Source organism: Bacillus cereus group sp. BfR-BA-01330 (assembly GCF_022663885.1).
Lineage (GTDB): Bacteria > Bacillota > Bacilli > Bacillales > Bacillaceae_G > Bacillus_A > Bacillus_A cereus.
Genome location: NZ_JAKUGK010000001.1, coordinates 386,627 through 410,757, shown reverse-complemented (window position 1 = coordinate 410,757; position 24,131 = coordinate 386,627). Strand labels below are relative to the sequence as shown.

Genomic DNA, 24,131 nt, shown 5'->3' with positions numbered 1-24,131 from the left:
TTTTTCATTGTTGTCTTTAGAAAAATACAAAAATATAAAAAAGAATGCAAAAAACTGTATACACATAGTAATCTATAGAACATTTCAATATATAAACTACAAACTAAAGTCCATTTTTCTATTATTTAGATTACTATTATTTTTTCATCACAGTCATAAAATGAAACCTCAATCAGTGGAGTTTTTTATGTAAACGAAGGAATAGACCCCCTTTTAAAAGGGGAATCTGTTTCCAGACGTTATTATTAATATTTACCGTAAAATGAATTAGCCTTCATTCGCCCATTGTTTTCCATAATCATTTCTTCTAAAATCCTTTGCTTATCCCGAATATGCTGAGCTGCCTTAATAATTAGCGGGCTTACTTCTATTGCAACTTGCGCACGCGTTTCTTCATCCAATGTCATCATCCAGCGATTTAACATCTCACTCTTCTCAGCAAACTCTCTATCTGACACTTGCAATTCACCGATTTCATTAAAACAGTCGACAAACGTCCGATAAATATCATTGTTCATTTTCAAGTGCTCCGCGGTAGCCGTCTATTAAATCTTGTAACACTTTCACAATTGCATCAATATCTTTCGCTTCACGCGTTACTTTCATCGTTTGAATTTGAATGCTAATCCAATCATATAAACCATAGAGACTGTCATATAAATCTTTCGTAATCTCAGGATTTAATTGAAGCTTTAGTTCTTCAAAAATACGTTCTAATTTTTCAAGAAGTGCGTCCCCTTCTTGTAGTTTAAAAGTATGTAAAAGTTCTTCTAAATTACGAAACTCTACAATACATCTTTCATAAATAAAAATTGTATTTTTAATTGGGTTACTCGTCATAATATCATTTTGCATATAACGTTGCCATGCTTGCATACGATCACTTCCTCAACTTTCATTAATCATCACTTTTTTGTTTTGTCATTGCTTTAATTGTTTTTAGTTGGCTATCAAGCGCCGCCAATGTACTTTCTAGCTTTTGATACTTCTTCACAATTTCATCTTGCTTTTGTTTATTTTGCATATCAATATCGCTAATTTTTCTATCTAAATCACTTACACGCGAATCTATACTCTTTACTCGTTCCCCAACGACACCTTTATCACCGAAAAGCTTTTCAAGCGGGGCCTCCATCATTTTCCCTAAACCATTTGAGCTAAAGAAAAACTGTTTAGCTGTATCTGGCTTTTCTTTTAATGCCTTTGTTAGAGCTTCATCATCGACTTCTAATGTCCCATCCTGCTTTATTTGGATACCAAAATTAAATAAATAATTATCATCTTGAGAAAATGTTACAACGCTATTCATTACTTGACGTATGCTTTGCATAATTACTTGTCCCTGGAAGGCTCCACCTTTTCCAGCAAAAAGATCTACTGTAGAAACCGCTTTATTATAATCTGCCACCATTTTTTTAATAAGGTTGGATGCGTCGGTTACATTTGAATCACTTACTGTAAATTTTAAATCTATTCCTTTTGTGTCTGTACCAGTTCCACCGTCCGTTACCTTCGATTCAGTTACTTTTAATAACTCCACTTTTACACCAGGGAGTGTTTCAATTGTATTACTAGCACTTTTCCCTTCAATGCCATTAATACTGTATATTGCATCCTGTGCTTCATTAATGACGTTCACTGCTTTACCATCCACTGTAGATAAACCCATTTTTTGGAACAAATCAGATTTTTCACTTGTAAACTTAATTTCGCCTCCCATTCCCTCATTTTTAGCAGACATAAATACTTTGCCACCAAGCGTATATGCAGAAACACCATAGTCACCATCATTAATTTTATTAATTAAGTCCTTATAAGTCATATCCGTTGTTACTTTAAGTGGTTTCCCATTAATTTCTAATGTTTCTTCTGCAGGTAATTTTTCATCAATTTTAATATCATTTGAAGCAATTTGATGGCGTTGCGCAAGTTGCTTAATTGTCATATTGAATGTTCCCGAGATTGCTCCGCCATCAGCTATTACATTAATATAGCCATCCTGTGTTGTTGTAACTTTTTTTTCATTTCCTTTAAATGATGCTAAGTTTTTAAATGTTTGTGTAAAAGAACTAAATTCTGTTTTTAAACTTGTGTATAATTGTTTATCTTGTGTAAGTTGTTGTTTTTCCGTTGTATAGGGTGTTTTTTTCATATTTAATGCTTGTAGTTCTAATTCTACAAGATTAGAAGTATCGATCATATTATTTCCGAGGTTCCAAATTTGTTGTCTACCGCCAATACCTGTTAATGTTCCTGCCATGTTGTATCACTCCTTATTCGTTTACATATAATCTAAAATGCTCGTTTTACTCATCGTACTAACTGCTTTAAGCGTCGCTTCATACGTTGCATTTATATATGCTAAGTCAGAAATTGCGACCGCTAAATCGACATCCTCAATTTCTTTACGATTTTCTTGAAGCGCTAAATTTTGTTCACTTAAAATTGTTTTAAACGTCTCCATTGTGTTCATTGTTGAACCAACTTCAGTTGTACGGTTAATGATGCCATCTAAGTTTTTCTTATTTTCTCCTAATAACGGTTGTAACGCTTTTTGGTCACCTTTTTGCATCGCTTCGCTCATCTGTTTTAACGTTTTTATAACCGGGGATAATAATGCTTCTCCGTTACGGAACGCTTTGAATTCATAACCGTCATTTAGTTGCCAGTTCACATCATTTTTTCCGCCCTGGTATGTACCATCTTCTGTAAATGGTGGCTTCTCTGCACTATCACCACCGAAAATATAACGGCCTTGCTCTTTCGTATTCGCTAAATATACAACTTGTTTTAAAATTTGATCAATCTCTGCACCGATTGCTTTCAATTCTTTTTCACCATTTTGCTCACTTAATGCTTGTACTGTTAATTGATCTGCTCTCGTTAAAGATTTCAAAACACCTTGTAAAGTATTTTCAGTTTGTGTTAATACATTTTTCGAATCCGCTATATCTTTTTGCATTTGCTCCATATTTGCCAATGAATGTTGAATCGCAAATGATTTACTCGCTGCAAGTGGGTCTTCACTCATAAGAAGATTTTTCTTCCCTGAAGTTACTTGATTTCTATGGTATTGTTGTTGCACATTCAAATCCATTAACTGATTCTTTGCCCAGTTTGCATTTTGAAATGTAGATACTCTCATTTCTATCTCCTCCTTATATATTTCCAATCAATTACTATCACTTATCGAATAATCGAAAATAGACTATCAAACACTTCATTCATCGTAGTAATAGCTTTAGAATTTGCGACGAAGTATTTTTGGAAGGCCATTAAATTTACCATTTCCTCTTCCATATTTACCCCTTCGACGCTCATTTTTTCTTGCTGAATACCTTCTAGTAAGTCGCCATGAATTTTTTGATAAGCATTCACTGCACTTTTATCAGAGGCTACACGAACTATAAATTGGTCTAATGCTTGTTTATAAGAAAGACCTTCTTTATAATCTCCATCTGTAATTGCTGCTAGTTTATTTGCTGTTTCAGCAGATATTTTCATTTTCGAAACATCTTTTTGGAATTCTGGATTTAACTTCATATCCTTCGCATAATCTCCAACGAAGAAATCTTTTCCCATCACTGTATTCACTTGATTTTTCACTGAACTCATTAAGTCTTCGAGATTTTTTTTATAATCAACAATCTTTGCTTTCGTATCAATCGCTGACTTTATCGCTCCGCTAGTTACAGAGATTTCTGAACCGTAAATCTCAACTGACATTGGGTCTTTTTCTTTATTTAATTGAAGTGGATATGTATCTTGTCCATTTACTGTTAAAATACCATTCATTCTAACACTCGCGATATTAGGATTCATAGATTCATAAGATACTTCGATGTTTGCATACTTAGACATCTCTGTAACGATGCGATCTCGTTCGTCTAAAAGTTGATTCGGCACTTGTGTACCCGCTTGTCCAATTTTATGATTCGCTTCTGCTAAACTAGCAGCCAGACGATTAAATTCATTAACATGCGCTTCAATATCTTCTGCTGTCTGTGCTTCCACTGTATCTAAGTTTTTCGCAAGACGATTCACTTGACTTGTGAACTTCCCAGTTTCAGAAATTAATGTATCATAGTAGTTTGGTTGCTCTGGATTTTTTGCTACTTCACGAAAGGCATTAAAGAAACCGTCCATTAAACTAGATAATGAATTCTTCCCTGTCGTTCCAACCATAGACTCTACACGTGATAAAGTCGAATTCATATAGTTATAGTAAGAGAGCTGAGATAATTGATCATTAAACTGCTTCGTTTTTACCTCATCAGTAATACGGTCAACACCTAGCGTTTGTACACCGTAACCAATTCTCTGTTCTGGCGTATGACCATTGCTTGCTCCAACAGATCCGTAATTCACCATTTGACGAACATAACCCGGTGTATGAATGTTAGACAAGTTTTGTTTCGTTGTTTGTAACCCCATTTGAGCCGCTAACATACCCGATAGCGGTGTATTATAATCAGATAATCTCATAAAGCTTCACTTCTCCTTTACAATAGTTCATTCATAAAGATTTGCGAATTATTGTTTCGCTCTAAGTTATATTCAGAAACAGAATCCACAATACTTTCTGTAGTTTTTAATAGTACGTTTAAGTAATATTGATTTTTCAAAAGAATCATTTTTACATTCTCTTCTAATTCAGTTACGTTTTTTTGTAATTCTTCCATTTTTTCAATTTCTTCTTGAGAAAAATACGAAAATAACGCACTTACACGAAACGATTCAACCCCTTGTTCTTTACAGAACTGAACAACCATTTCTTCAAATGAGCTTGATAACCCTTTTAAACCATCAATGTACTGCAATTGCTCTACTTGCAACTTTTGAACTGCATTTACATTTTTATTTTTTAAATTATCATATATTTGCTCTCCAAGCGCTTGAATATTTTCATACGCTTTTTGAATAATAACGAGTTTTTCATATAATTGTATGTACATATAGCTTCCTTTCTTTTACAAGACTAAATTCACAATTAAACCATGGATTTCTCCAATTTGATTTAACATTTCTAAATGTCCTGTTTTCGTATTAATTAAATTCATAACATCTTCTAATTCATTCAATCCCATTTCTGCCTGTTTCACAATCGTCATTTTCTGTGAATATCCGTAACGCGGGTGACGAGACATGACATCTTTATACTGCAATACATTATCAACGTAAAAATTCAAAAATGATTTTACTGTATTTTTGTATTCCATTACATTATCAAGCGTTAATTCCATTTCAATTTTCTCTTTAATTTCTCCAATATTATCGACAAACGCTTCCATTTGTTCTAGCAATTTATCTTTTTTCGGATCTGCATGCAAATTATCCGAAAATGCAAGTCCTGTCCTGACATTTGCTTCTTTCGGCATTTGAGTAGCAGGCGGTATATGCGATAAAATTGGATTATGCGAGATAGAACGTAGCATATATATCACCTATTTATTTTTTTATTTCTTCCTAAACTTAATCGTAAAATCCAGTTATTTATAATTATACTCTGAACAGTAATATTTTGCAGTTATTTTTTATAAAAGATATGTTACAATTTAGCATGAGGTGGCACAATTCTATGAATATTTTCCTTTGTGGTTCAAATCAATTAACAGCATTAGATCAAGAAGAAATTAAAAAATTTTTAACTGACTATGCTCACAAACATAAAATTTACATATTATGTTATAAATCTATTGAAAATGAGGTTCTTCGTTTTTTCGTTGAGAATGAAAGACTCGCTCAAAATTTATGCCTTTACACGCTGCAACCATTGCAAGCAATTACAGATGAATTTCAAGAAGTCGTTGATTACTTAAAAAAACACGGAGCCGAATATGTTGCTTTTGATCATCCTTCCGACTCCATTTACCGATCAGATTATATGTTTTTTGTTAAACAAATTATTGAAGACACTGATTTAGTTCTCTGTTTTTATAATGGTGACAAACATACATCTGTCATCCCTGTCGATGTTGCAAAAGAAGCAGGTATTGATGCTGTCATTTATGATTTACCAGGATTACATGAAAAGCAAATGAAAAAAAGCTTTGAACAAAAAATTCGTATGATGTAAAGGGGGAGGCACAATACCATTATTGTGCCCATTGTAAATATGATAATTGAACAAGATTATGATCATTTTATCGCGAGTTTTAAACAACAATTCAATATGGACATCGCTTCATATAAACAAGATAGAATGCGCCGTAGAATCGATGCTTTCATTTCGAGAAAAGGCTTCGAAAACTACACTAATTTTTTAAACAAATTACGCGCTGATCAAAATTTATTTTTAAATTTTATTGACTATATTACAATTAACGTTTCAGAGTTTTTTAGAAATAAAGAACGATGGCAAACTTTAGAGTCGAAAGCACTACCAAAATTACTCGAACAAAATAGCGGAAAATTAAAGGTATGGAGTGCCGCTTGCGCTGCTGGTGAAGAACCATATACACTCTCTTTAATTTTATCAAAGCATCTAGCTCCATTTCGTTTTGAAATTCAAGCAACAGATCTTGATTTTCATATTTTAGAAACCGCAAAACGCGCTCAATATACAGAACGTTCGTTAAAGGAATTACCTACTGATTTGAAAGAACGTCATTTCACAAAAGAGAATGGTCTATATTCATTGCATCAAAACATTAAACAAAACGTCTCGTTTAAACAACATGACCTTTTAATGCAGTCATTCGATACAAATTATGATTTGATTATTTGTCGTAATGTAATGATATATTTCACAGAAGAAGCAAGAGTAAAACTTTACGAAAAATTTAGTCGTTCTTTACGAAAAGGCGGTGTACTATTTGTTGGTAGTACGGAACAAATTTTAACACCCGAACGTTACAATCTTCAGCGATTTGATACATTCTTCTACGAAAAAATATAAAAGAGGTCGTCACAATGGAGTGACGACCTCTTTACATAACTCGAATTAAAATAATACCGACAATCCATATGAAGAGAAAAAGAAACGTCATAGACCATTTATGTTCTTGCATCGTTTGTTTCAACGCCTGTGACAATTGTGTCATGTTCATTTCCGCAAGCGCTCTCCATACACTTACATCCCGATCTTTAGCAATGCGGTCTGTAACGCTAATTAAAATTGTTTCGTTAGACAATTTCGTTATATAAGCAGTAATAACCGTTACCATCAAATTTATATTTCCTTCTGAAGAATCACTTTCCACTCTAGAGATAAGTGCACTTACATCTAGTAAAGGAATATGTACTTTTCTACCAAATGATAGTTGTACTTCAGCGAAATCATATGTTCCATCTAACAAAGGAAGTTCTTTTATATGCGCCTGCTTAACAAGCCCTTGTAGGCTTCTAATTACTTGTTCAAATATTTTTTCTGTTTGCTTACCTTCTCCAGATAACGTATGTAACTTTTTAAAAAGTTGTAACACTGTATCCATCTCTTTAGAAAGCATTTCCTTCATAATCTTTCCATCACTTAAACTTGCAAGTAAAATGCCTATTTCATTATTTTTCGAAATAATTTTAGACTGTCCAGTAAACACTAAATTGCTACGCTTTCGTTCTTTCTGGATTTCATGCTCCGAAATAGCTGCAGGCTGTTTTAATGGTTGTAACGCCTTATCTTCAATTGTCGTACGTTTAATCTCCATTTAAGCGCCTCCACTACTATGAAATAATTAGCCCCATTCTTTATTACTCTTTAAAACTAAAAACAGTACGAATAAACCTGACATGATAGTAAACACATCAGAAGCTTGCACTCCCTGTTCACCTTTTTCTTCTTTCTTGTCTTTCGGTTCTTCTTTTTGTTCTTTCTTTTTAGAGGCAACTTGTTTGTTATTTTTCTCTTTTTGGTCCTTCGCCTTATGTACTTCCTTGTTGTCTTCGAACGGCTCTTTTATAACGTAAGTAAATTCCTCTTTCTCTTTCAACGGTTCTTTTATAAACTTATTTACTTTCTCATCTCGCTTCGGAATTTGAACAACTGGCAAATTTTCTTCTGGAACCGGGTTTTTGACTTTGGAATCTTCTTGCTTCTCATTTTCTTTCTTATCTTCTAATTCATTTTCTAGTTTATTATCTAATTTATCTAATTTATCTAATTTATCTTCTTTCTCTTCTATCTTTTTATCATCTTCATTTTTTGGCGCCAAAACAGAAATGGTATATTCACTTTCCTCAACAAGTTTATTACCTGCTGCATCTATTATCTCTACAAGTAATTCGTATGGCCCAGCCGGCAATGCTTCTGTTATTTCAAATACTTTTTGCCAATCCATATCATGCTTGTTGTAGTCTAATAAAAACGAAAGCTCTTTATTTTCTTTCCCTTTTAATGTAACGCGCACTTCTTTTACAACCGATTCTATATCTGATGCTTTTACTCGTATATGTATAGAATCTCCCTGTTTTCGTTCAACTAAGTTCTCTTTTACTTCATCAATAGTAACTTTCTGTAACTTTGGCAATTCTTTATCTATAGTTGGCGTTTCATTTTTAATACGAATGAGCGGGACTTTCACTTCATTTTTTATGAGCTCTTCTTTCTCATTCTCTTTGTAACTTTGAACGAGCTGAAGATTCCAATCACCTTGCAAATCAAAATCCCCTGCTTTATAGTTAGCAACCCAGCTCTTCGTTTCTTCATCATACTCAAAAGATAACATTCTTTCTTGCGCATATTGCTCCCCATTTTTTTGTAACTGCAATATACCTTTCATACTTTGAATGTTTTTCCCATTTGGTTCTACAGCAATTCGCACCTCTTCGCCAACTTTAAGCTCCGGCTTATTTACTGTAATAATTCCCTGTTCTGTTTCTATCTTTCTTTCACTCAATTGTTTATTTACTACTTCTTGTTGTTCTGCTTCTTTTTGTTTCTCTTCATCTTGCTTCGTTTCCACTTGCTCTGACGATTCTTGAGATTCCTTATTTTCTTCTTGTACATTCACTTCATTTATTTTTTGATCTGACTCAATTTGTTCCTCAGCCTGACTTTGCAAGGGGAAGAACAAGCATACATGTATGCATAGCCAACTCATTAGAAAAAACTTTACGTTTTTCATCTACTAGTTCAAACTCCTATTTCAATGCCTTATAGTGATTTCGTCACTTTTACTCCGAAAAATCCATCTACATTTACAAGTTCACCATACGCCACTAATACATCATTTACATAAATACGAATTGGTTCATCAATATCCTCATCTAGCACAACTGCTTCATTTTCTTGTAAACTTAATATATCTTGAATCGTTTTCACTGTACTTCCAAATACAAATTTCACGTTCATTTCTACATTTTGTAGAATGGACGTGTCCATATATACTGGTTCCATTTGTTTTACTTCTTTAAATTCAATAGGTTGCACAACTGGTTCTACAATTTTTTCTTCTTCAATTTCTTCTGTGGCAATCTCTTCTTCTTCCACCATCGGATACAGAAGTCGCCTTACCATTTCTTTCGCTTCAGAAATTGGCAAAATTTGATACATTTTCGATTGAAGCAGATCACCAATTTCAAGATTGAACGTAATTTGAACGAGTTCGTCCACTTCCATTGACTCTCCCAAATACTCCATTTCTTCTTTTAACGTTACAAATTTAACATTTGGCGGCGTCATGTCCATTTTTTCTTGGAACATTTCTGACATCGCCGTAGCAGCATGGCCCATCATTTGGTTCATAATTTCTTTAATACCGCTCAGTTCTAATTCAGTAAGCTCTTTTTCCGGATCGACTTCCCCTGTTCCCATCATCATTAAATCTACCATTGTTAAGGCGACATCTTTCGTAAATACGAATACATTCTCATTCTTTAGCCCTTCAACAAAGTCGACATTTAAAATAACAAATGGCACTGGTACTCCATCATAATGACGAACATTAATTGCTTCCACATTTGGTGTACTAATTGTAACTGGCTGATTTAAAAGCGTTGACAATACTGTTGAAGCGGAACCAATTGAAATATTTGCAATTTCACCAAGCACATCTTTCTCTTCTTGTGTTAAATGCTCTTTTTCAACTTGTTCTTCTACAATCTCAGTTTCCACTACTTCTGATGGTTCGACTGTTTCTTCTACTTCACCAGATAATTGCATTAATTTATTTACCATTTGTTTCGCATGCTCAACTGAAACAATTTGTACAAGTTTAGAGTTTACAAGATTATCTATCTTTAAATCAAACGACACTTTAACAATCGTATGATTCCCATCGATTTCAGAGATTTTCTCCATTTCTTCTGATAACTTTACAACTTTAATCGTCGGCGGAGACATATCTACTGTATCTTGGAAGAATTCCGACATAGATGTAGCTGCGAATCCCATCATTTGATTCATCGCTTCTTGTACAGCACTTAGCTCTAATTCACCAAGTTCTTTTCCGTCCTCCACTTCACCTGTTCCCATCATCATTAAATCAGCAATGGATAATGCAACATCTTGCTTAAGGACAAGAAGGTTTTCCATATCTAATCCTTTTGTAAAATGAATGTTTAATACAACATGTGGAACTTCGACATCTCTTGAATCATATAAATCTACCAACTCTATGCGAGGAGCAGTAATGCTTACTTGCCTATTTAAAATTGTTGATAATACAGTCGAAGCTGAACCAAATGATATATTTGCAATTTCGCCAAGAATATCGCATTCTTGAGGCGTTAAATGCTCATTTTCTTTTTCTAGCACAATCGTGCTTGTATCCCCTTTTGTGTGTTGCTCAGGCATTTTCCCTGCCTCCTCATTTCTGTTTTTCTATCAAATAATATAAACTCTTATTTTAGCAAACTCATTAGTATAAAACGTTACTATGTATCCCATTATTAGATTCGTAGCAATTAGCCAAAAAGCTCCCCAATTGTATACAAGTGGGGAGCTTTCCTTCATTCCTATTATAAACCTTCTGGGTTTAAAATGAGGACCACTCGTCCATCACCGAGAATCGTCGCACCAGAGAAATAGTTAGAACTCTCTGCAAAGAAGTCACCTAATGACTTTAAGACTATTTCTCTTTGACCGATAATTGTGTTTACAATAAGTCCATAGCTGCGATGTGTATTACGAACAATTAACACAGGAACCATTTGACCATCATATGACGCAAACGCCTCATCTACTGTTTTTTCACCAAATACAGTACTTAAATGTTTCACTTCAATAATTTGATTACGATAATTTAACACATCTTTCCCTTGTAAGGATTGGATGTCTTCTCTCTTAATTCGAATTGCTTCAACGATATTTCCAAGAGGTAAAGCATAACGCTTATCATTCGTTTGAACAAGCATAGATTGAATAATAGACAACGTTAATGGAAGTTCAATTCTAAATGTACTTCCCTTTCCTTCCTCAGAATCAATAATTAAATGTCCACCTAAACTATGAATCGTATGTTTTACAACATCTAATCCGACACCGCGTCCAGAAAGATCTGATACAACTTCAGCTGTACTAAATCCTGGTTGGAAAATAAGATCAAACACTTCACGATCTGTTAATCTATTCGCATCCGCTTCAGTTACAACGCCATTTTTAATCGCTTTTTCTAATACTTTCCCTTTATTAATACCGTTTCCATCATCCGTAATTTGAATAACGACATGATTTCCACTATGAAAGGCTTCTAATTTAATCGTACCTGTCTCATTTTTACCTGCATCACGTCGTTTTTCAACAGTTTCAACACCGTGATCGATTGCATTTCGAATTAAATGAACGAGCGGATCACCGATTTCATCAATAACAATTTTATCTACTTCAGTATCTTCACCTGTAATTTGTAAATCGATTTTTTTCCCTAAATCTTTCGCTAACATACGTACCATACGCGGGAAACGATTGAACACAGTTTCAATCGGCACCATACGCATATTTAATAGTACATTTTGAATATCTTTTGAAATATCGCCTAATCGATTTAAATGTTCAATTAGCTCCTTGTTTTGAATTGTTTGAGCCAATTCATCAATGCGCCCACGTTCAATTACACTTTCTTCAAACATATTCATTAATCTTTCGATTTTCTCTAATTGAACACGAATTGAACGATTCTCCACTTTAGCATTTTTCGTTTTTGTAGTACTTTTAGCTGGCATAGTACTTGAAGGTTGATTCGTTGCCTCTATCGGTGATTTTACTTGCGTAACCACAGCAGGTTGTAGCTTTTCTTCTACTTGCACAACTTCTTGTGTCACGACTTTTTTAGAAGCTACTTCCTTCGATATAGGTTCTCCTTGCTTTACTTCCACTTTCTCAATTTCAGAAACATGAAGTACTACTTGTTTCAACTCTTCTATACTACAATCCGTATCCATAAATACTGTAAATTCAAATCCGAAAGCATCTGCTTCAATTTCTTCAATACTCGGAGCTGTTTTTTGTATATTCCCTACATTTTGCAATGCTTCAATACACATAATGGCACGTACTGCTTTTAAAATCGCTTGCTGTTCAACTGTTATATGCACTTCATGCGAAACTCCATCATCGGTGTCTATATGATTTTGCTCTATATGTTCCGTAGGAGTTTCTACATTGCCGTTCAATAATGCTTCTAATTTCTGTTTAGTTGAGGCTACATCAATATTGCCCATTCCACCTTGTTGCACATCTGCAACCATCTTCTCCAAATTATCAATGCACTCAAAAATCACATCAATAATATCCGCATTTACAACTATATTTCCATGACGAATTTCATCTAACACATTTTCCATCTTATGCGTTAAATCAGCCATTTCCGTAAATTCCATGCTCGCAGACATACCTTTGAATGTATGAGCGGATCGGAATATTTCTCCTACAACATCCATATCAGCAGGATTTTGTTCTAACACTAGCACATTTTCATTTAGCGACTGTAAATGTTCTTCTGACTCTTCGAAAAATATATTTAATAGATCTGTTTGCATTTTTATCCCCTACCTGTCTAACAAACATTTCATTTATGTATAACAATTTAGTGTTTTACAATGAGAAAAAAGGGGGCCACACGTCGATCCGCTATCACTGTTTTGATTCCTTGTGGCACCCCTTCTATATTAACTATTTGCTACTTTTGTTAAAGCTTCAATTACACGATCCGCTTGGAATGGCTTTACAATAAAGTCTTTTGCCCCGCCCTTAATTGCATCTAATACCATACCTTGTTGTCCCATTGCAGAACAAATAACAACCTTTGCACTTGAATCAATTTTAATAATTTCTTTTAATGCTTCAAGCCCGTCCATTTCTGGCATAGTAATATCTAATGTTACAATATCAGGTTGAAGTTCTTTATACTTTTGAATTGCTTCTACCCCATTCTCTGCTTCGCCAATAACTTCAAATTCAGCATTACTTTTTAATAAGTTTTTAATCATCGTTCGCATAAACATCGCATCGTCTACTACTAAAATTTTATGTGCCATTCTTTTTAATTCTCTCCTTCTATGTATAAATATATCTTAATATTTCACCTTATCATTCTCACTCATTATACAAAATAAAATGATAAAATTTAATATTTTTTTAAAAGAATTTTCGTATTTTTATTATTTTATTATTAAAATAACAATATACTACTCTTTTATATAAATAACAACGCGACGGTTCTTTTCCCAGTTTTGCGGTGAATCATTTGGTACAATTGGCTTTGTGTCTGCATATCCTACCGCAGCTAGCCTTTTATCGTCCACATTATACACTTCAATTAAATGGTGAATCATATTTGCCGCTCGTGCTGAAGATAACTCCCAATTAGAAGGGAATTTCTCGTTATGAATAGGTCTACTATCTGTATGTCCCTCTACAACAATTGGGTTAGGTACGGATTGAAAAAATCCAACTAATTGACTTATTATCCCTTTCGCTTCGGGCTTAACGTTCGCATCGCCTGTATCAAATATTAAATTATCTACTATAACGACGCTTACCCCTGTATCCTCTCGATATACATTCACTTGACTAATACCGTTATTATCTACATACGCTTTTAACTTCTTATATAATTCATCCATTCTCTTTTTTGAAATCATTTTTTCATCATTTTTTTCATGTGAAATATCCGGTATTGTATTTTCCATTACTTTTGCATCTACTTGCTCCGTATCACTAAACTTTTCAAGCATCTTTGACAATTTTACTGCATCTTGCTTTGATGTAGCAACTAGTAATACAAAGAAAGTTAATAATAACATCGTTAAATCTGTAAAAGTCGTCATCCAACGAGGCGATCCCTTTTGCGGTCCTTTACTCATCATACCACTCCTTGAAATATTAGGCTGCTCCTTTTACCTTTTTTACCTTTGTTTCGTATACGTATGTATCCAGTTTCAACTTTAATTTAGAAGGGATTTGTCCACGATACAATTCTGAAATAGCTTCTATTACAAACTTCTTCTCTGTATATAAATCTTCAATACCACGATATACTTTTTCCGCAAGAGGGATTGCAATCATATTCGCAAGTACAGACCCATATAATGTCGTTAACATCGCAACTGCCATCCCTGTACCAATTTGCGATGTATCTTGTAAGTTTTGGAGCATAATGATAAGACCAATTAAAGTCCCTATCATGCCCCAAGCTGGAGCAAAATCACCAATTTTATCTAATAATGCTGCTCCTTTTCTTAACTCATACACTTCCGTTTCAATATCTTTCAATAACACTTCTTTTAATTCATCTTCATCGTAACCGCTTAACATTAATCGAATTCCTTTTTGAATAAAAGGATTATCCACTTGCTCTCCATCTACCTCTAAAGAAAGCAAGCCGTGCTTTTTAGACTTTTTCGAAAAATCGACAAACAAATCCGTTAACTGTTCTAAATCTTCTTCTCTTCTATGTAAAACAGTAAAAATGCTTTTCGTATATTTTTTTATTTCTCCAAATCGATATGCCACAACAATTGTCGCTGTTGTTCCCCCTATGACAATTAAAATAGATGAAACATCTAAAAAGTTTTTGAAAGCTTTTATTCCACCGCCGCCAAGCATAATTGCCGCTATCACTATAATGAAACCTACTATAATGCCCACTGGGCTAGAAATATCAAACTTCCTTTTTCTTCTTTGTGGTCTAGCTAATACTTGATTTTTCTCTCCCATATTTCTGCCCTTTCCTTTCCATTTTTATATAACATTTTTTTATTTTAATAATACGTTTTCACATATAACATGTATTATACGCTTATCATCTGTTTATCGCAATATACTCATGAAATTGACACATTTCATTTCTATATTAGAATTATGGTATGAATAAATGAGGAGGATCACGATGGAACACAACATTTTACAAGTCATTGCATTAGCAGAAAAACTAAAATATGAAATGCGACATAGCTGGCTTTCCAACGGACGTCAAGAAAGTGTTGCCGAACATACATGGCGCATGTCTCTAATGGCCATTTTAGTTGAACCTTATTTGGATCAAAAAGTAAGTATTGAGAAATTACTTAAAATGGTTATTATTCACGATCTAGTCGAAGCCGAAGCTGGTGATATCCCTGCATTTGATACAATGAATAGTCATGACTTACAGCTACAAAAACAAAAAAATGAACTAGAAGCTATTTTAAATATTAAACAAACATTAACAGGTTCTCTCGGTGAGGAATTATATGACTTATGGATGGAGTTTGAAGCGAAAGAAACGTACGAAGCAAAAGTTGCTAATGCACTCGATAAACTTGAGGTGAAAATCCAGCATAACGAAGCTGATATTGATACGTGGCTACCAATTGAACATAAAATGACATTCCAAGTAGCAAAGCATACAAACTTTGATTCTTTCCTATCTAAATTACAAAAAATCATTGAACAAGATGGAGAAAAGAAGTTAATTGCTGCCGGCATTGATGTTGAGGCATGCAAGCAATAATGAAATAAGACACTCAACAAGAGTGTCTTATTTCATTATTGTTGATATAGCCTGCTTATAAATAAGCTGTTGTTTTCCATCCACTAAGATTAAAAGTGTAAATTTATCCACTCCAACAACTTCTCCTATTATTCTAACGCCACTCTTTAAGAAAATTGTAACTGTACCTTTTTCTTCTTTTATTTGTTTATACAATTCTTCCTGTAAATGTTCCAATTACTGTCCTCTCCTTTCTGTGAAATATCTTAATATAAAAAACTATAAATTTTTTATTTATGCATTTTGTCTTTTATGTTCATAAACTTATTAATAAGTATATCTAAATCACGACTAAATAACAAAACTTTATCATGATCCAATCCGTGTCTCGCAACAAGTTGAATTAACTCTTTCTTTTTGTTTTCTATTTTATTTTTTAATTGTCCCATCTCCATCTCTATACTAAAACTCCCTTTTCCCATAATATTACTTGTAAAATTATAGTACATATTCTCTCATAAAAAAATAAGAAAATGGTTTTTTTTACAATTTTTTATTTTTTATGCCTAAATTATGAATTACGTAAAGGTTTATTTACAAATCACTAACATGCAATCCTAATGAATCTACAGGCATTTGTCTAATTATAAATGAGACTGGCTCGTTTTCTATACAAAAAACATACTGTATATAGTAGTCCATGAACCATATAGATTAACTTACTAAAAAGGAGGAAAACATATGAGTTATGGTGGAAGTTGCGCTGGTTTCGGCGGTGGATTTGCTTTGCTTATCGTACTATTCATCCTTCTAATCATCATCGGATGTAGCTGTTGGGGTGGCGGCGGATACGGATATTAATATATCCTACCCTTGACAAATGAACGAAAAACTATAAAAAAACAGCTCATATTTGAGCTGTTTTTTTCATACTTTCGTATGAATTTATATCCCTCTTATTTGCGATTTCAACTAACAACATATTGTTTACTATGGAATAAGAAACATTTTTACTAAGGGGGGATTACAATGATTAGAGGTCTTTACGAAGCACATTTACCTGTCCGCAACTTAAAAGTATCAATACCTTTTTATGAATCACTAGGGCTAAAATTATATAAAAGAGGCGATAATATTGCTTTCTTTTGGATTAAAGAAAATGAGAGTTGGCTCGGCCTTTGGGAAGGCACAGAATACAAAGTGAATTATCACCCCTCTTTACGACATATCGCCTTTCAAGTAAGTTTACATGATTTAGAAAATGCGATTCATTGGCTAAATCAAAAAGGAATTTCAGCACGAAAAGACTTTGGAATGGAACCAATTGAACCGATTGTTTTTCCGGAATTAGCACATGCAGCCGTATACTTTAACGACCCTGATGGAAATAGTTTAGAATTGATTGCACAATTACCTGTTGGACTTCCTACAGCGGAAAAAGTGTATTTAAGTGAGTGGAAAGAACAAATTCAAACATCGTCATTACATAAGGAATAATCTATTTATGTCAGTTTCTTATTCCACACTTCTTAAAACAAATAAAAACTTCAATAAACTATTTTATGGGCAAACATTAAGTGTACTTGGGGATTGGTTCCATACGGTAGCTTTATTAACATTTGTCTACAGCATAACGGAATCGCCGTTTATGATCGCACTTACTTTTATAAGTAAAAGTTTACCACAGCTTCTTCTTAGTCCATTCATAGGCGGAATTGTAGATCGTTTCTCTAAAAAGAATATTATGATTTTCACCGATATTACACGGGGAATTCTAGTCCTTACATACTTACTCGCAGGCTATAAAATTGAGATTATTTTCATTGCTAATATATGTTTATCTGTACTTGCTTGTTTATTTGAACCAGCTAAACAAGCAACCTTAAAAAATATCGTACACCAAAATCATTTCGTAACTGCTAACTCTCTTTCTAGTACAATTAATGGTTTTATGTCTATTATGGGGGCTTCTTTGGGCGGAGTAATTGCACAATCTTTACATATTGAGTTCGCTTTTTTAGTAAATAGCCTATCATACTTTATTTCAGCCTATTTTATTTATAACATGAGTATTCCTGCTCATGTTACTTGTAACAAGAACAAAGCATTTTTCACTGATATAAAAGGTGGTTATACATACATATTACAAACAAAAATCATTTTAACATTAATTCTTGTCGGCATTTCATGGGGCATTATTGGAGGCGCTTATCAACTACTTCTAACGATCTATGCCGAAAAAATTTTCCATACGAACATTGGGATTTTATATACGGTTCAAGGGGCTGGGCTTATGATAGGAAGCCTTCTCGTTAATCTTTATATATCCCATAATAAAGAAAAAATGAAAAAAGTATTCGGTTGGGCCTACTTATTACAAGGAATTTTCTTTCTCGGATTCATTCTATCCGATCAACTTATTATCGGTATCATTACTTTATTCTGTATGCGTATAGCAGGAGGAATCATCGTTCCACTTGATACGACATTACTTCAAACTTACACACACGAAAATATGATAGGTAAAGTTTTTTCATTCCATTATTCTATTTACGGATCTCTTATTCAGTTATCGATGTTTTTTACAGGAGGGCTGTTAGAAATTCTTTCTCCTCAAATGATTGGCAGTTTATTAGCTACATGCTGTATTTTTGTAAGTTTTATATGGCTGTTCTTGTTTTATCGCGGGGATCTCAGTGAATAATTTAATGATAATCAATACATTTTGATCCCATTCATTATTTGTTTCCCCATAATAAAATTGTTTCAAAATGTAAGTCGGATTTTTTAGTTAAAGAGCCTTATATGGCAATACTATTTGAGAAAAAACTAGATATTTATGTTAAAATACAAATGAGTTTGTGAAATATTGCACTTAAATAATAGACTTTAACTAGTTAAACTTGATTAAATAGGAGGGCTGTTTTGGGTATCACATTCATTTTCGTATGTATTATATTAGTGGCTTCTATTCTGCAAGCAAGTACAGGTTTTGGCTTTTCCATAATGGCAATCCCTTTCTTACTTATGTTATTTCTACCACAAGAAGCTATACAAATAAACATTATTTTATCTTTAATTATTTCCATTTCACTCATTTGGAAAATAAGAATGGACGTTGATTTTGTTCTACTGAAAAGGTTTATTTTTGGAAGTATAGTTGGTGTTCCTTTTGGCATTTTAATTTTCATTTCCGTTAACATAAACACTTTTAAATTAGCAGTTAGCATCCTACTCTTACTATTAACATTATTGCTAATATGCAACGTTAAGATTAGATCAACACAATCTAGAGATTTCATAGTTGGTGGATTATCTGGTCTTTTAACGACAAGTATCGGTATGCCCGGCCCACCCCTGTTACTTTATTTTACAGGAACTGATACTAAAAAAGAGAAGTTAAGAGCAACTACATTAGCTTTTTATTTGTTTATATATTTCATTAGCCTAGTAACTCAAATACTCTTTACTGGCACAAACAAAACCATTTGGGAATCAAGTTTTTATGCCATTCCAATTGTATTTTTAGGTTTGTTTATAGGTCAAATTATTTTTAAATGGCTTAATCAACGGATTTTTAAAATATTTACGTACATTCTTTTAAGTTGTACAGGGGGTTATCTTCTTATTGAAAGTTTGAACTTGTTATAGAAGATGCTTTAGATTGCGCCATAACAGATATGTTCAAACAAAATTATTGCTGTATTTTCCGGCAGGGTATTCCATATCAAAACTTAAATAACTTTATTGACAGTTTACAATTAGCAATAATCTTTCTTTCATAAGATAAACATTTCAAATCAAATACTAAATAAAACGATAAAAAGCGGCTATTATGCCGCTTTTACTTACTATTGGCATTTCATTCTCATTTTCTATCACTTTTGTAAAAAATTATTAATTTTTATTTCTATGTATATGATAACAAACAAAATACCTAAGTTCAGAAAGAATAAACAACTTTCTGGCCTTAGGTATTTCTCCTTCCCAAAAAGACAAACCTACATCACAGGTTTGCCTCTTTACTCACTTCTTATTTAATCCTTTTTCACTTAAGAACTCTTTCATATGCATTCTTTTTTCTTTAGACATAAACGAACTCATTGATTCCGTCCATGTTACGTTTTTCTTGTTTGATGATCTTTCTTTATAATACGCGTTCATCGTTTCATCATATTCGTTTAGTAATTCATCATATTTTTGTTCATCATATCCATTTTCATGAAGAACTGCTGCTACCGGTAAACGTGGTTTCACTCCATGATCTTCATCTGGTACGCCGACTGTCATTCCGAATACAGGATATACTTTATCAGGTAAATGAAGCAGTTCACTCACTTCTCTCGGATTATTACGAATACCACCAATATAACAAATACCGTATCCTAACGATTCTGCTGCTAGCGCTAAGTTTTGCGCAAAAAGTGAAGCATCTACTGTCGCAACGATAAAATCTTCTACTCCTTCATGCTTTATCTCGGTACCATGTTTTTCACATGCCATTTCAAGTCGTTTTAAATCTGCACAACAAACAAAGAATGCTGCACAGTCTTTCACGTGACGATTTCCGGATAGCTCTGCTAGTTTAATCTTTAGGTCTTGATCTGTTACATATATAACAGAATAAGCCTGTACAAAATGCGAGGACGCAGCATGCTGCGCAGCTTGCACCATTCTTTCTACTACATCTTTCGGAATAGGTTCTTCTTTATATTTACGAACTGAAACGTGTTGCTCCATTTTATGTATCATCTCATTCATGAAAATCACTCCTTTTTCTCTTCCTAATGAAAAATTAACATATCTTTTTCAATATTCACAACTTATAAGCACAAAAAGAGCAATTCTTTTTGAATTGCTCTTTTTAAAACGTTTATTAATACGGTAAATGAAATTATACCGACAGATTTACATCATATTATTTCTTATCTTATTACGCCGTTTTCAAAACTTTAATACCTTTTACGATATTCCAAATGAAGTAGTAAATTCCTACAAGAATGAACACTGCATATGTGATCATCATTCCAATTCCAGCACCGTCAGATTGATTGAAACCTAAACCGTACATACCTGATACTGCTAGTCCTCCAAATAAGATTGCGTATGGGAAAACATGTGACCAAAATGCTTTTTTCGCGTGATACTTCACTTCATCTTCTGCAACAAAGTACACGATAATTGGTAGTAAAAATGGTGCAAAAAAGATACTAAAGTAACATAACGAAGATAAAATATTATTTCCTTTCATCCGATTCACCTCTAAATAGTTTTTGTTACCTTCATTATGTCAGGAAATCATTCTAGAAACTATCGCTTTACCTTTCACGAACGTGACATATTTGTAAGATTTTCCTCAAACTAAATCCCGCCTGAAGTTTCAGCCGGGATCACTTTCACTATATTCGATTCATAAACCAGTACTGTGTGATTGCTAAATATTCTCGTACATTCGATGGAATGATGATTGGTTTCGGTGTTTTTGCCGGAAGACCTTCTAATTGTAAACCTTGTTTTGCCGCTATTTTTTTCGCTCTAAACATGTGAAAATCGTTTGTTACAATCATACCTTTTTTCATATCGGCTGGAATTAACGGTTTTGAGAATGTAATATTCTCATCTGTACTCGTAGATTTGTCCTCCATTATAATGCGGTCTTCTGCGATATTTTGTTTTATTAGTCCTTGTTTCATTGCTAATGCTTCTGAAATGTCTTCGCCTTTTCCTTGTCCTCCAGATACGATAGCGATTGTTTTCTCATGTGATTTTAAATATTCAGCTGCTTTATCAATACGATATTGCAATGAATAAGATGGTTTCGTCCCATTTACTTTCGATCCTAGTACAATTATGTAATCAGCATCGTAGGTTGCATTCATATGCCCATGCTTATAAATGTGATATTGTAAAAACCCCGCATACACGGCGCAAATCATTATAACAACTAAAATGCCCTTCATTATTTTCTTCTTTCTCATATTCATATACTCCTATTTTCTTTTACTTCCTTCATGATAATATCCATTTATTTGTTTGTATACAGACAGATTCCAATAAACCCTAATTTATCCTCTGAAAGGTAATATTTATATTACTTTCGGGAATAGTAAGTACAACTTTACACGAAGGAGTGTCTCTATTGCTTCTCTTTTTATGTAACGTGTCGTTCTTTTTTATCTTATTTTTACTATCGCTTAAGTTACTCGGTAAATCCGCGTTAGCACAACTAACTCCTCATGATTTTGGGGCTATAATCTTTTTATCTTATTTAGCTTTCCAGGCCATACCCGTCTCTGGTGCTTTACAAGCATTTCTCGGTATGGTTGTTATCACATGTTTACATTTACTCCTTACAAAATTAAGCCTATTCAACAAACTAAATCGTTTTATTCTTGGACACCCTATCATTTTAATTAAACATGGTGATATTATTTTTGAGAACTTACAAAAAAGTAGATACCCCATTGCAGAACTACTTTCTAATCTTCGCGTTGCAGGATATCCAAGTGTTCATGAAATTGAATACGCTATTTTAGAAGCGAACGGCGCTATTAGTATTTTACCAAAAAGAGAACTTGTACCATTAACTCCAAAAGATTTAAACATAGAAGTTAAGTATGCTGGATTACCAATTGCACTTATCGTCGATTCACAAATTCAATATGATAACTTAAAGTTAATACATAAAGATGAAAAATGGTTATATAAAGAATTAAAGGAAAAAGGAATTACAAATATTAAAAACGTTGCCTTTGCTTCTGTTCAAGAAACGGATGGATCTTTTGCGATTAGTTTAAAGGAATAAAAAAATCCCCTTAATTGCTTAAGGGGATTTTCTTCATCATATCGCTTCTTTCTCTCCTGCCATATTTAATGGAACAGGATGTTTCATACGATTCATCGTAAATACGATAATCGCTGTCATTACTTCTGCAACTGGCATAACGAGCCAAATTCCGTTTATCCCAAATAATTTCGGCATAATCCATAACAATGGAATAATAAATAGTAATCCTCTGCTCATTATAATAAGTACTGATTTCTTCGTTTGTCGCACTGATTGGAAATACTCTCCATACACAATGTTATAACCTAAAAATACGTATTGGATAAAGAATAAGCTAATACCTGTTAAGGTTAACTCCAATAATTCTGGAGATTGAACATCAAATAAACCAATGATATATTTCCCGAAGAATAATCCGACAATTATCGCAATGCCTCCGAGGACAACTGCAATTTTCACAGCAAACTTCAATCCTTCACGAAGTCTCTCTGATAAATTTGCCCCATAATGGAAACTAGCAATTGGCTGTAATGCTGCTCCAACACCAAAGAATAATAGTAATGTCATTGCATGAATACTATTCACCATCGCATAGGAAGCTACTCCTACTTCTCCTGCATATTGGACGAATGCGATATTAAAACCAATCGTTACGATTGCAACCGTACTTTCTGCTGTAAAACTTGGGAAACCAATCACCATAATTTGTTTGACAGTATCCCATTCAAAATGGAATTTCGTCCACTTTAAAATACTACTTTTTCTAAAGAAATGAGTTAATAATACAAGGAAACCAATCGCTGCCGAAAGAATAGTCGCTGAAGCAGCACCTGTTACGCCCCATCCAAAGATAAAAATAAAGATATAGTCAAACACTATATTTAATACAGCTGTTACAACAAGACCAGCCATTGCTAAATTAGGATTTCCATCATTTCGTATGAATGTACTTAAAATATTTTCTAAAACGTATATCATTCCAAATGTTAATAATACGTGTAAATAGTCTAACGCATATGGTAGAATCACTTCATTTGCACCAAATAAGTATGCTAAATCTTCTATTCTCCATAAGCAAATCGCTGCTAAAATCCCTACGATAACAACTGCTACCGTCATGGATTGAGTAAAAATAGACCTTGCTCTTTCTCGTTTATTTTCGCCTAATGCAATGGAGTATAACGTTGCCCCGCCCATTCCGATCCATAATGAAATAGAGAAGAAAATCGAAAATGCTGGAATAGCCACGTTCACTCCTGCTAAACCGTTCGCCCCAACTCCTCTACTAATCATGACCGCGTCAATTACAATATTCACTGACATTAATACCATTCCAAGAACGGCTGGTATTAAATAAGAAATAAATAAGCTTTTTATCGGTTTTTCTCTTAATTTTTCTGTTGCTTCCATACTCTAATATGCTCCTTTTTTTCAACTCTCTTTTCTTAGTTTAAACCTTCAAGTAACTTGAAGGTCAAGAGAGAATTAAAAAAACA

28 protein-coding genes are annotated in these 24,131 nt (G+C 33.5%); 8 read left to right on the top strand and 20 right to left on the bottom strand.

Annotation, left to right across the window (positions count from 1 at the left end):
- Positions 1-245: 245 nt before the first annotated feature.
- From MR112_RS02195 to MR112_RS02165, 7 genes are read right to left on the bottom strand one after another with little or no spacing between them, the layout of a single operon-like run.
- Positions 246-518, bottom strand: coding sequence for a hypothetical protein (locus MR112_RS02195; protein ID WP_006922667.1), 273 nt, complete (start codon positions 516-518; stop codon positions 246-248).
- Complete coding sequence (locus tag MR112_RS02190; protein ID WP_001149516.1) at positions 508-876, bottom strand: flagellar export chaperone FliS; 369 nt, start codon at positions 874-876, stop codon at positions 508-510. The genes MR112_RS02195 and MR112_RS02190 overlap by 11 nt, the downstream gene beginning before the upstream one ends.
- Positions 877-898: 22 nt before the next feature.
- Entirely contained in the window at positions 899-2,260 is a 1,362-nt protein-coding gene (locus MR112_RS02185) for a flagellar hook-associated protein 2 (protein WP_006922666.1), read from the bottom strand.
- Positions 2,261-2,281: 21 nt separating this feature from the next.
- Entirely contained in the window at positions 2,282-3,145 is an 864-nt protein-coding gene (locus MR112_RS02180) for a flagellar hook-associated protein 3 (protein ID WP_001266413.1), read from the bottom strand.
- Between the two features lie 41 nt (positions 3,146-3,186).
- On the bottom strand, positions 3,187-4,485 hold the full coding sequence (flgK, locus tag MR112_RS02175; RefSeq protein WP_001239713.1) for a flagellar hook-associated protein FlgK: 1,299 nt from the start codon (positions 4,483-4,485) through the stop codon (positions 3,187-3,189).
- Positions 4,486-4,502: 17 nt separating this feature from the next.
- Positions 4,503-4,955: a hypothetical protein gene (locus tag MR112_RS02170; protein ID WP_149215433.1), complete on the bottom strand. Its 453-nt coding sequence runs from the start codon at positions 4,953-4,955 to the stop codon at positions 4,503-4,505.
- A 15-nt stretch (positions 4,956-4,970) separates the two neighbouring features.
- Positions 4,971-5,435: a YaaR family protein gene (locus tag MR112_RS02165; protein WP_000946323.1), complete on the bottom strand. Its 465-nt coding sequence runs from the start codon at positions 5,433-5,435 to the stop codon at positions 4,971-4,973.
- Between the two features lie 143 nt (positions 5,436-5,578).
- Here MR112_RS02165 and MR112_RS02160 point away from each other — a divergent pair, with 143 nt between their 5' ends.
- Complete coding sequence (locus tag MR112_RS02160; RefSeq protein ID WP_001020110.1) at positions 5,579-6,076, top strand: flagellar motor switch protein FliG; 498 nt, start codon at positions 5,579-5,581, stop codon at positions 6,074-6,076.
- Between the two features lie 39 nt (positions 6,077-6,115).
- The gene (locus MR112_RS02155; protein ID WP_021728666.1) at positions 6,116-6,898 is read left to right on the top strand and encodes a CheR family methyltransferase; all 783 of its coding nucleotides are present in this window, start codon (positions 6,116-6,118) and stop codon (positions 6,896-6,898) included.
- A 31-nt stretch (positions 6,899-6,929) separates the two neighbouring features.
- Here MR112_RS02155 and MR112_RS02150 read toward each other — a convergent pair whose 3' ends face one another.
- The 7 genes from MR112_RS02150 to MR112_RS02120 form a co-directional block, all read right to left on the bottom strand.
- Positions 6,930-7,646 (bottom strand): hypothetical protein, encoded by a 717-nt coding sequence (locus MR112_RS02150; protein WP_086389329.1) that lies wholly within the window; start codon positions 7,644-7,646, stop codon positions 6,930-6,932.
- Positions 7,647-7,673: 27 nt separating this feature from the next.
- The gene (locus MR112_RS02145) at positions 7,674-9,062 is read right to left on the bottom strand and encodes a transglycosylase (RefSeq protein ID WP_242244742.1); all 1,389 of its coding nucleotides are present in this window, start codon (positions 9,060-9,062) and stop codon (positions 7,674-7,676) included.
- A 29-nt stretch (positions 9,063-9,091) separates the two neighbouring features.
- Entirely contained in the window at positions 9,092-10,732 is a 1,641-nt protein-coding gene (locus MR112_RS02140) for a flagellar motor switch protein (protein ID WP_001115005.1), read from the bottom strand.
- 164 nt (positions 10,733-10,896) lie between these two features.
- The gene (locus MR112_RS02135; RefSeq protein ID WP_001192618.1) at positions 10,897-12,915 is read right to left on the bottom strand and encodes a chemotaxis protein CheA; all 2,019 of its coding nucleotides are present in this window, start codon (positions 12,913-12,915) and stop codon (positions 10,897-10,899) included.
- A gap of 129 nt (positions 12,916-13,044) precedes the next feature.
- Positions 13,045-13,413, bottom strand: a complete 369-nt coding sequence (locus tag MR112_RS02130) for a response regulator (RefSeq protein ID WP_000940568.1) — start codon at positions 13,411-13,413, stop codon at positions 13,045-13,047.
- 150 nt (positions 13,414-13,563) lie between these two features.
- Positions 13,564-14,241, bottom strand: a complete 678-nt coding sequence (locus tag MR112_RS02125) for an OmpA family protein (protein WP_000033625.1) — start codon at positions 14,239-14,241, stop codon at positions 13,564-13,566.
- A gap of 19 nt (positions 14,242-14,260) precedes the next feature.
- Positions 14,261-15,094 carry a flagellar motor protein MotP gene (locus MR112_RS02120; RefSeq protein ID WP_000504191.1) on the bottom strand — a complete coding sequence of 278 codons (834 nt, stop codon included), beginning with the start codon at positions 15,092-15,094 and terminating at the stop codon, positions 14,261-14,263.
- A 172-nt stretch (positions 15,095-15,266) separates the two neighbouring features.
- Here MR112_RS02120 and MR112_RS02115 point away from each other — a divergent pair, with 172 nt between their 5' ends.
- Positions 15,267-15,869 (top strand): HD domain-containing protein, encoded by a 603-nt coding sequence (locus MR112_RS02115; protein ID WP_000400779.1) that lies wholly within the window; start codon positions 15,267-15,269, stop codon positions 15,867-15,869.
- 27 nt (positions 15,870-15,896) lie between these two features.
- Here the strand turns inward: MR112_RS02115 and hfq are convergent, their stop codons facing one another.
- Positions 15,897-16,085 (bottom strand): RNA chaperone Hfq, encoded by a 189-nt coding sequence (gene hfq / locus MR112_RS02110; RefSeq protein WP_000400663.1) that lies wholly within the window; start codon positions 16,083-16,085, stop codon positions 15,897-15,899.
- A 53-nt stretch (positions 16,086-16,138) separates the two neighbouring features.
- Positions 16,139-16,357, bottom strand: coding sequence for an aspartyl-phosphate phosphatase Spo0E family protein (locus MR112_RS02105; RefSeq protein WP_000291687.1), 219 nt, complete (start codon positions 16,355-16,357; stop codon positions 16,139-16,141).
- Positions 16,358-16,589: 232 nt separating this feature from the next.
- Between MR112_RS02105 and MR112_RS02100 the strand changes: the two genes are divergently transcribed.
- The 4 genes from MR112_RS02100 to MR112_RS02085 all read left to right on the top strand — a co-directional run bounded on the left by MR112_RS02100 (position 16,590) and on the right by MR112_RS02085 (position 19,499).
- Entirely contained in the window at positions 16,590-16,709 is a 120-nt protein-coding gene (locus MR112_RS02100; protein ID WP_000120179.1) for a YjcZ family sporulation protein, read from the top strand.
- A gap of 168 nt (positions 16,710-16,877) precedes the next feature.
- Entirely contained in the window at positions 16,878-17,345 is a 468-nt protein-coding gene (locus tag MR112_RS02095) for a VOC family protein (RefSeq protein WP_033696135.1), read from the top strand.
- A gap of 7 nt (positions 17,346-17,352) precedes the next feature.
- Positions 17,353-18,552, top strand: a complete 1,200-nt coding sequence (locus tag MR112_RS02090; protein WP_033696134.1) for an MFS transporter — start codon at positions 17,353-17,355, stop codon at positions 18,550-18,552.
- Positions 18,553-18,773: 221 nt separating this feature from the next.
- Positions 18,774-19,499: a sulfite exporter TauE/SafE family protein gene (locus tag MR112_RS02085; protein ID WP_242244741.1), complete on the top strand. Its 726-nt coding sequence runs from the start codon at positions 18,774-18,776 to the stop codon at positions 19,497-19,499.
- A gap of 375 nt (positions 19,500-19,874) precedes the next feature.
- Here the strand turns inward: MR112_RS02085 and nfsA are convergent, their stop codons facing one another.
- The 3 genes from nfsA to MR112_RS02070 all read right to left on the bottom strand — a co-directional run bounded on the left by nfsA (position 19,875) and on the right by MR112_RS02070 (position 21,826).
- Positions 19,875-20,609 carry an oxygen-insensitive NADPH nitroreductase gene (gene nfsA / locus MR112_RS02080; protein WP_001004524.1) on the bottom strand — a complete coding sequence of 245 codons (735 nt, stop codon included), beginning with the start codon at positions 20,607-20,609 and terminating at the stop codon, positions 19,875-19,877.
- Between the two features lie 172 nt (positions 20,610-20,781).
- Positions 20,782-21,099 (bottom strand): magnetosome magnetite crystal formation protein family, encoded by a 318-nt coding sequence (locus tag MR112_RS02075; RefSeq protein ID WP_074554089.1) that lies wholly within the window; start codon positions 21,097-21,099, stop codon positions 20,782-20,784.
- A gap of 148 nt (positions 21,100-21,247) precedes the next feature.
- Positions 21,248-21,826 (bottom strand): YdcF family protein, encoded by a 579-nt coding sequence (locus tag MR112_RS02070; protein ID WP_001227676.1) that lies wholly within the window; start codon positions 21,824-21,826, stop codon positions 21,248-21,250.
- A 161-nt stretch (positions 21,827-21,987) separates the two neighbouring features.
- On the opposite strand from MR112_RS02070, the gene MR112_RS02065 reads away from it, so the two are divergent.
- A complete protein-coding gene (locus MR112_RS02065) occupies positions 21,988-22,653 on the top strand; it encodes a DUF421 domain-containing protein (protein ID WP_000923924.1) in 666 nt (221 codons plus the stop codon).
- 36 nt (positions 22,654-22,689) lie between these two features.
- Here MR112_RS02065 and MR112_RS02060 read toward each other — a convergent pair whose 3' ends face one another.
- The gene (locus tag MR112_RS02060) at positions 22,690-24,045 is read right to left on the bottom strand and encodes an MATE family efflux transporter (RefSeq protein ID WP_000388389.1); all 1,356 of its coding nucleotides are present in this window, start codon (positions 24,043-24,045) and stop codon (positions 22,690-22,692) included.
- Between the last annotated feature and the right edge of the window lie 86 nt (positions 24,046-24,131).

What these genes read in the sequence shown, in the direction of transcription:
- MR112_RS02195 (WP_006922667.1), bottom strand. Translation starts at nt 518, where the DNA reads ATGAACAATGATATTTATCGGACGTTTGTCGACTGTTTTAATGAAATC.
- MR112_RS02190 (WP_001149516.1), bottom strand. Translation starts at nt 876, where the DNA reads ATGCAAGCATGGCAACGTTATATGCAAAATGATATTATGACGAGTAAC.
- MR112_RS02185 (WP_006922666.1), bottom strand. Translation starts at nt 2,260, where the DNA reads ATGGCAGGAACATTAACAGGTATTGGCGGTAGACAACAAATTTGGAAC.
- MR112_RS02180 (WP_001266413.1), bottom strand. Translation starts at nt 3,145, where the DNA reads ATGAGAGTATCTACATTTCAAAATGCAAACTGGGCAAAGAATCAGTTA.
- flgK (WP_001239713.1), bottom strand. Translation starts at nt 4,485, where the DNA reads ATGAGATTATCTGATTATAATACACCGCTATCGGGTATGTTAGCGGCT.
- MR112_RS02170 (WP_149215433.1), bottom strand. Translation starts at nt 4,955, where the DNA reads ATGTACATACAATTATATGAAAAACTCGTTATTATTCAAAAAGCGTAT.
- MR112_RS02165 (WP_000946323.1), bottom strand. Translation starts at nt 5,435, where the DNA reads ATGCTACGTTCTATCTCGCATAATCCAATTTTATCGCATATACCGCCT.
- MR112_RS02160 (WP_001020110.1), top strand. Translation starts at nt 5,579, where the DNA reads ATGAATATTTTCCTTTGTGGTTCAAATCAATTAACAGCATTAGATCAA.
- MR112_RS02155 (WP_021728666.1), top strand. Translation starts at nt 6,116, where the DNA reads ATGATAATTGAACAAGATTATGATCATTTTATCGCGAGTTTTAAACAA.
- MR112_RS02150 (WP_086389329.1), bottom strand. Translation starts at nt 7,646, where the DNA reads ATGGAGATTAAACGTACGACAATTGAAGATAAGGCGTTACAACCATTA.
- MR112_RS02145 (WP_242244742.1), bottom strand. Translation starts at nt 9,062, where the DNA reads ATGAAAAACGTAAAGTTTTTTCTAATGAGTTGGCTATGCATACATGTA.
- MR112_RS02140 (WP_001115005.1), bottom strand. Translation starts at nt 10,732, where the DNA reads ATGCCTGAGCAACACACAAAAGGGGATACAAGCACGATTGTGCTAGAA.
- MR112_RS02135 (WP_001192618.1), bottom strand. Translation starts at nt 12,915, where the DNA reads ATGCAAACAGATCTATTAAATATATTTTTCGAAGAGTCAGAAGAACAT.
- MR112_RS02130 (WP_000940568.1), bottom strand. Translation starts at nt 13,413, where the DNA reads ATGGCACATAAAATTTTAGTAGTAGACGATGCGATGTTTATGCGAACG.
- MR112_RS02125 (WP_000033625.1), bottom strand. Translation starts at nt 14,241, where the DNA reads ATGAGTAAAGGACCGCAAAAGGGATCGCCTCGTTGGATGACGACTTTT.
- MR112_RS02120 (WP_000504191.1), bottom strand. Translation starts at nt 15,094, where the DNA reads ATGGGAGAGAAAAATCAAGTATTAGCTAGACCACAAAGAAGAAAAAGG.
- MR112_RS02115 (WP_000400779.1), top strand. Translation starts at nt 15,267, where the DNA reads ATGGAACACAACATTTTACAAGTCATTGCATTAGCAGAAAAACTAAAA.
- MR112_RS02105 (WP_000291687.1), bottom strand. Translation starts at nt 16,357, where the DNA reads ATGTACTATAATTTTACAAGTAATATTATGGGAAAAGGGAGTTTTAGT.
- MR112_RS02100 (WP_000120179.1), top strand. Translation starts at nt 16,590, where the DNA reads ATGAGTTATGGTGGAAGTTGCGCTGGTTTCGGCGGTGGATTTGCTTTG.
- MR112_RS02095 (WP_033696135.1), top strand. Translation starts at nt 16,878, where the DNA reads ATGATTAGAGGTCTTTACGAAGCACATTTACCTGTCCGCAACTTAAAA.
- MR112_RS02090 (WP_033696134.1), top strand. Translation starts at nt 17,353, where the DNA reads ATGTCAGTTTCTTATTCCACACTTCTTAAAACAAATAAAAACTTCAAT.
- nfsA (WP_001004524.1), bottom strand. Translation starts at nt 20,609, where the DNA reads ATGAATGAGATGATACATAAAATGGAGCAACACGTTTCAGTTCGTAAA.
- MR112_RS02075 (WP_074554089.1), bottom strand. Translation starts at nt 21,099, where the DNA reads ATGAAAGGAAATAATATTTTATCTTCGTTATGTTACTTTAGTATCTTT.
- MR112_RS02070 (WP_001227676.1), bottom strand. Translation starts at nt 21,826, where the DNA reads ATGAGAAAGAAGAAAATAATGAAGGGCATTTTAGTTGTTATAATGATT.
- MR112_RS02060 (WP_000388389.1), bottom strand. Translation starts at nt 24,045, where the DNA reads ATGGAAGCAACAGAAAAATTAAGAGAAAAACCGATAAAAAGCTTATTT.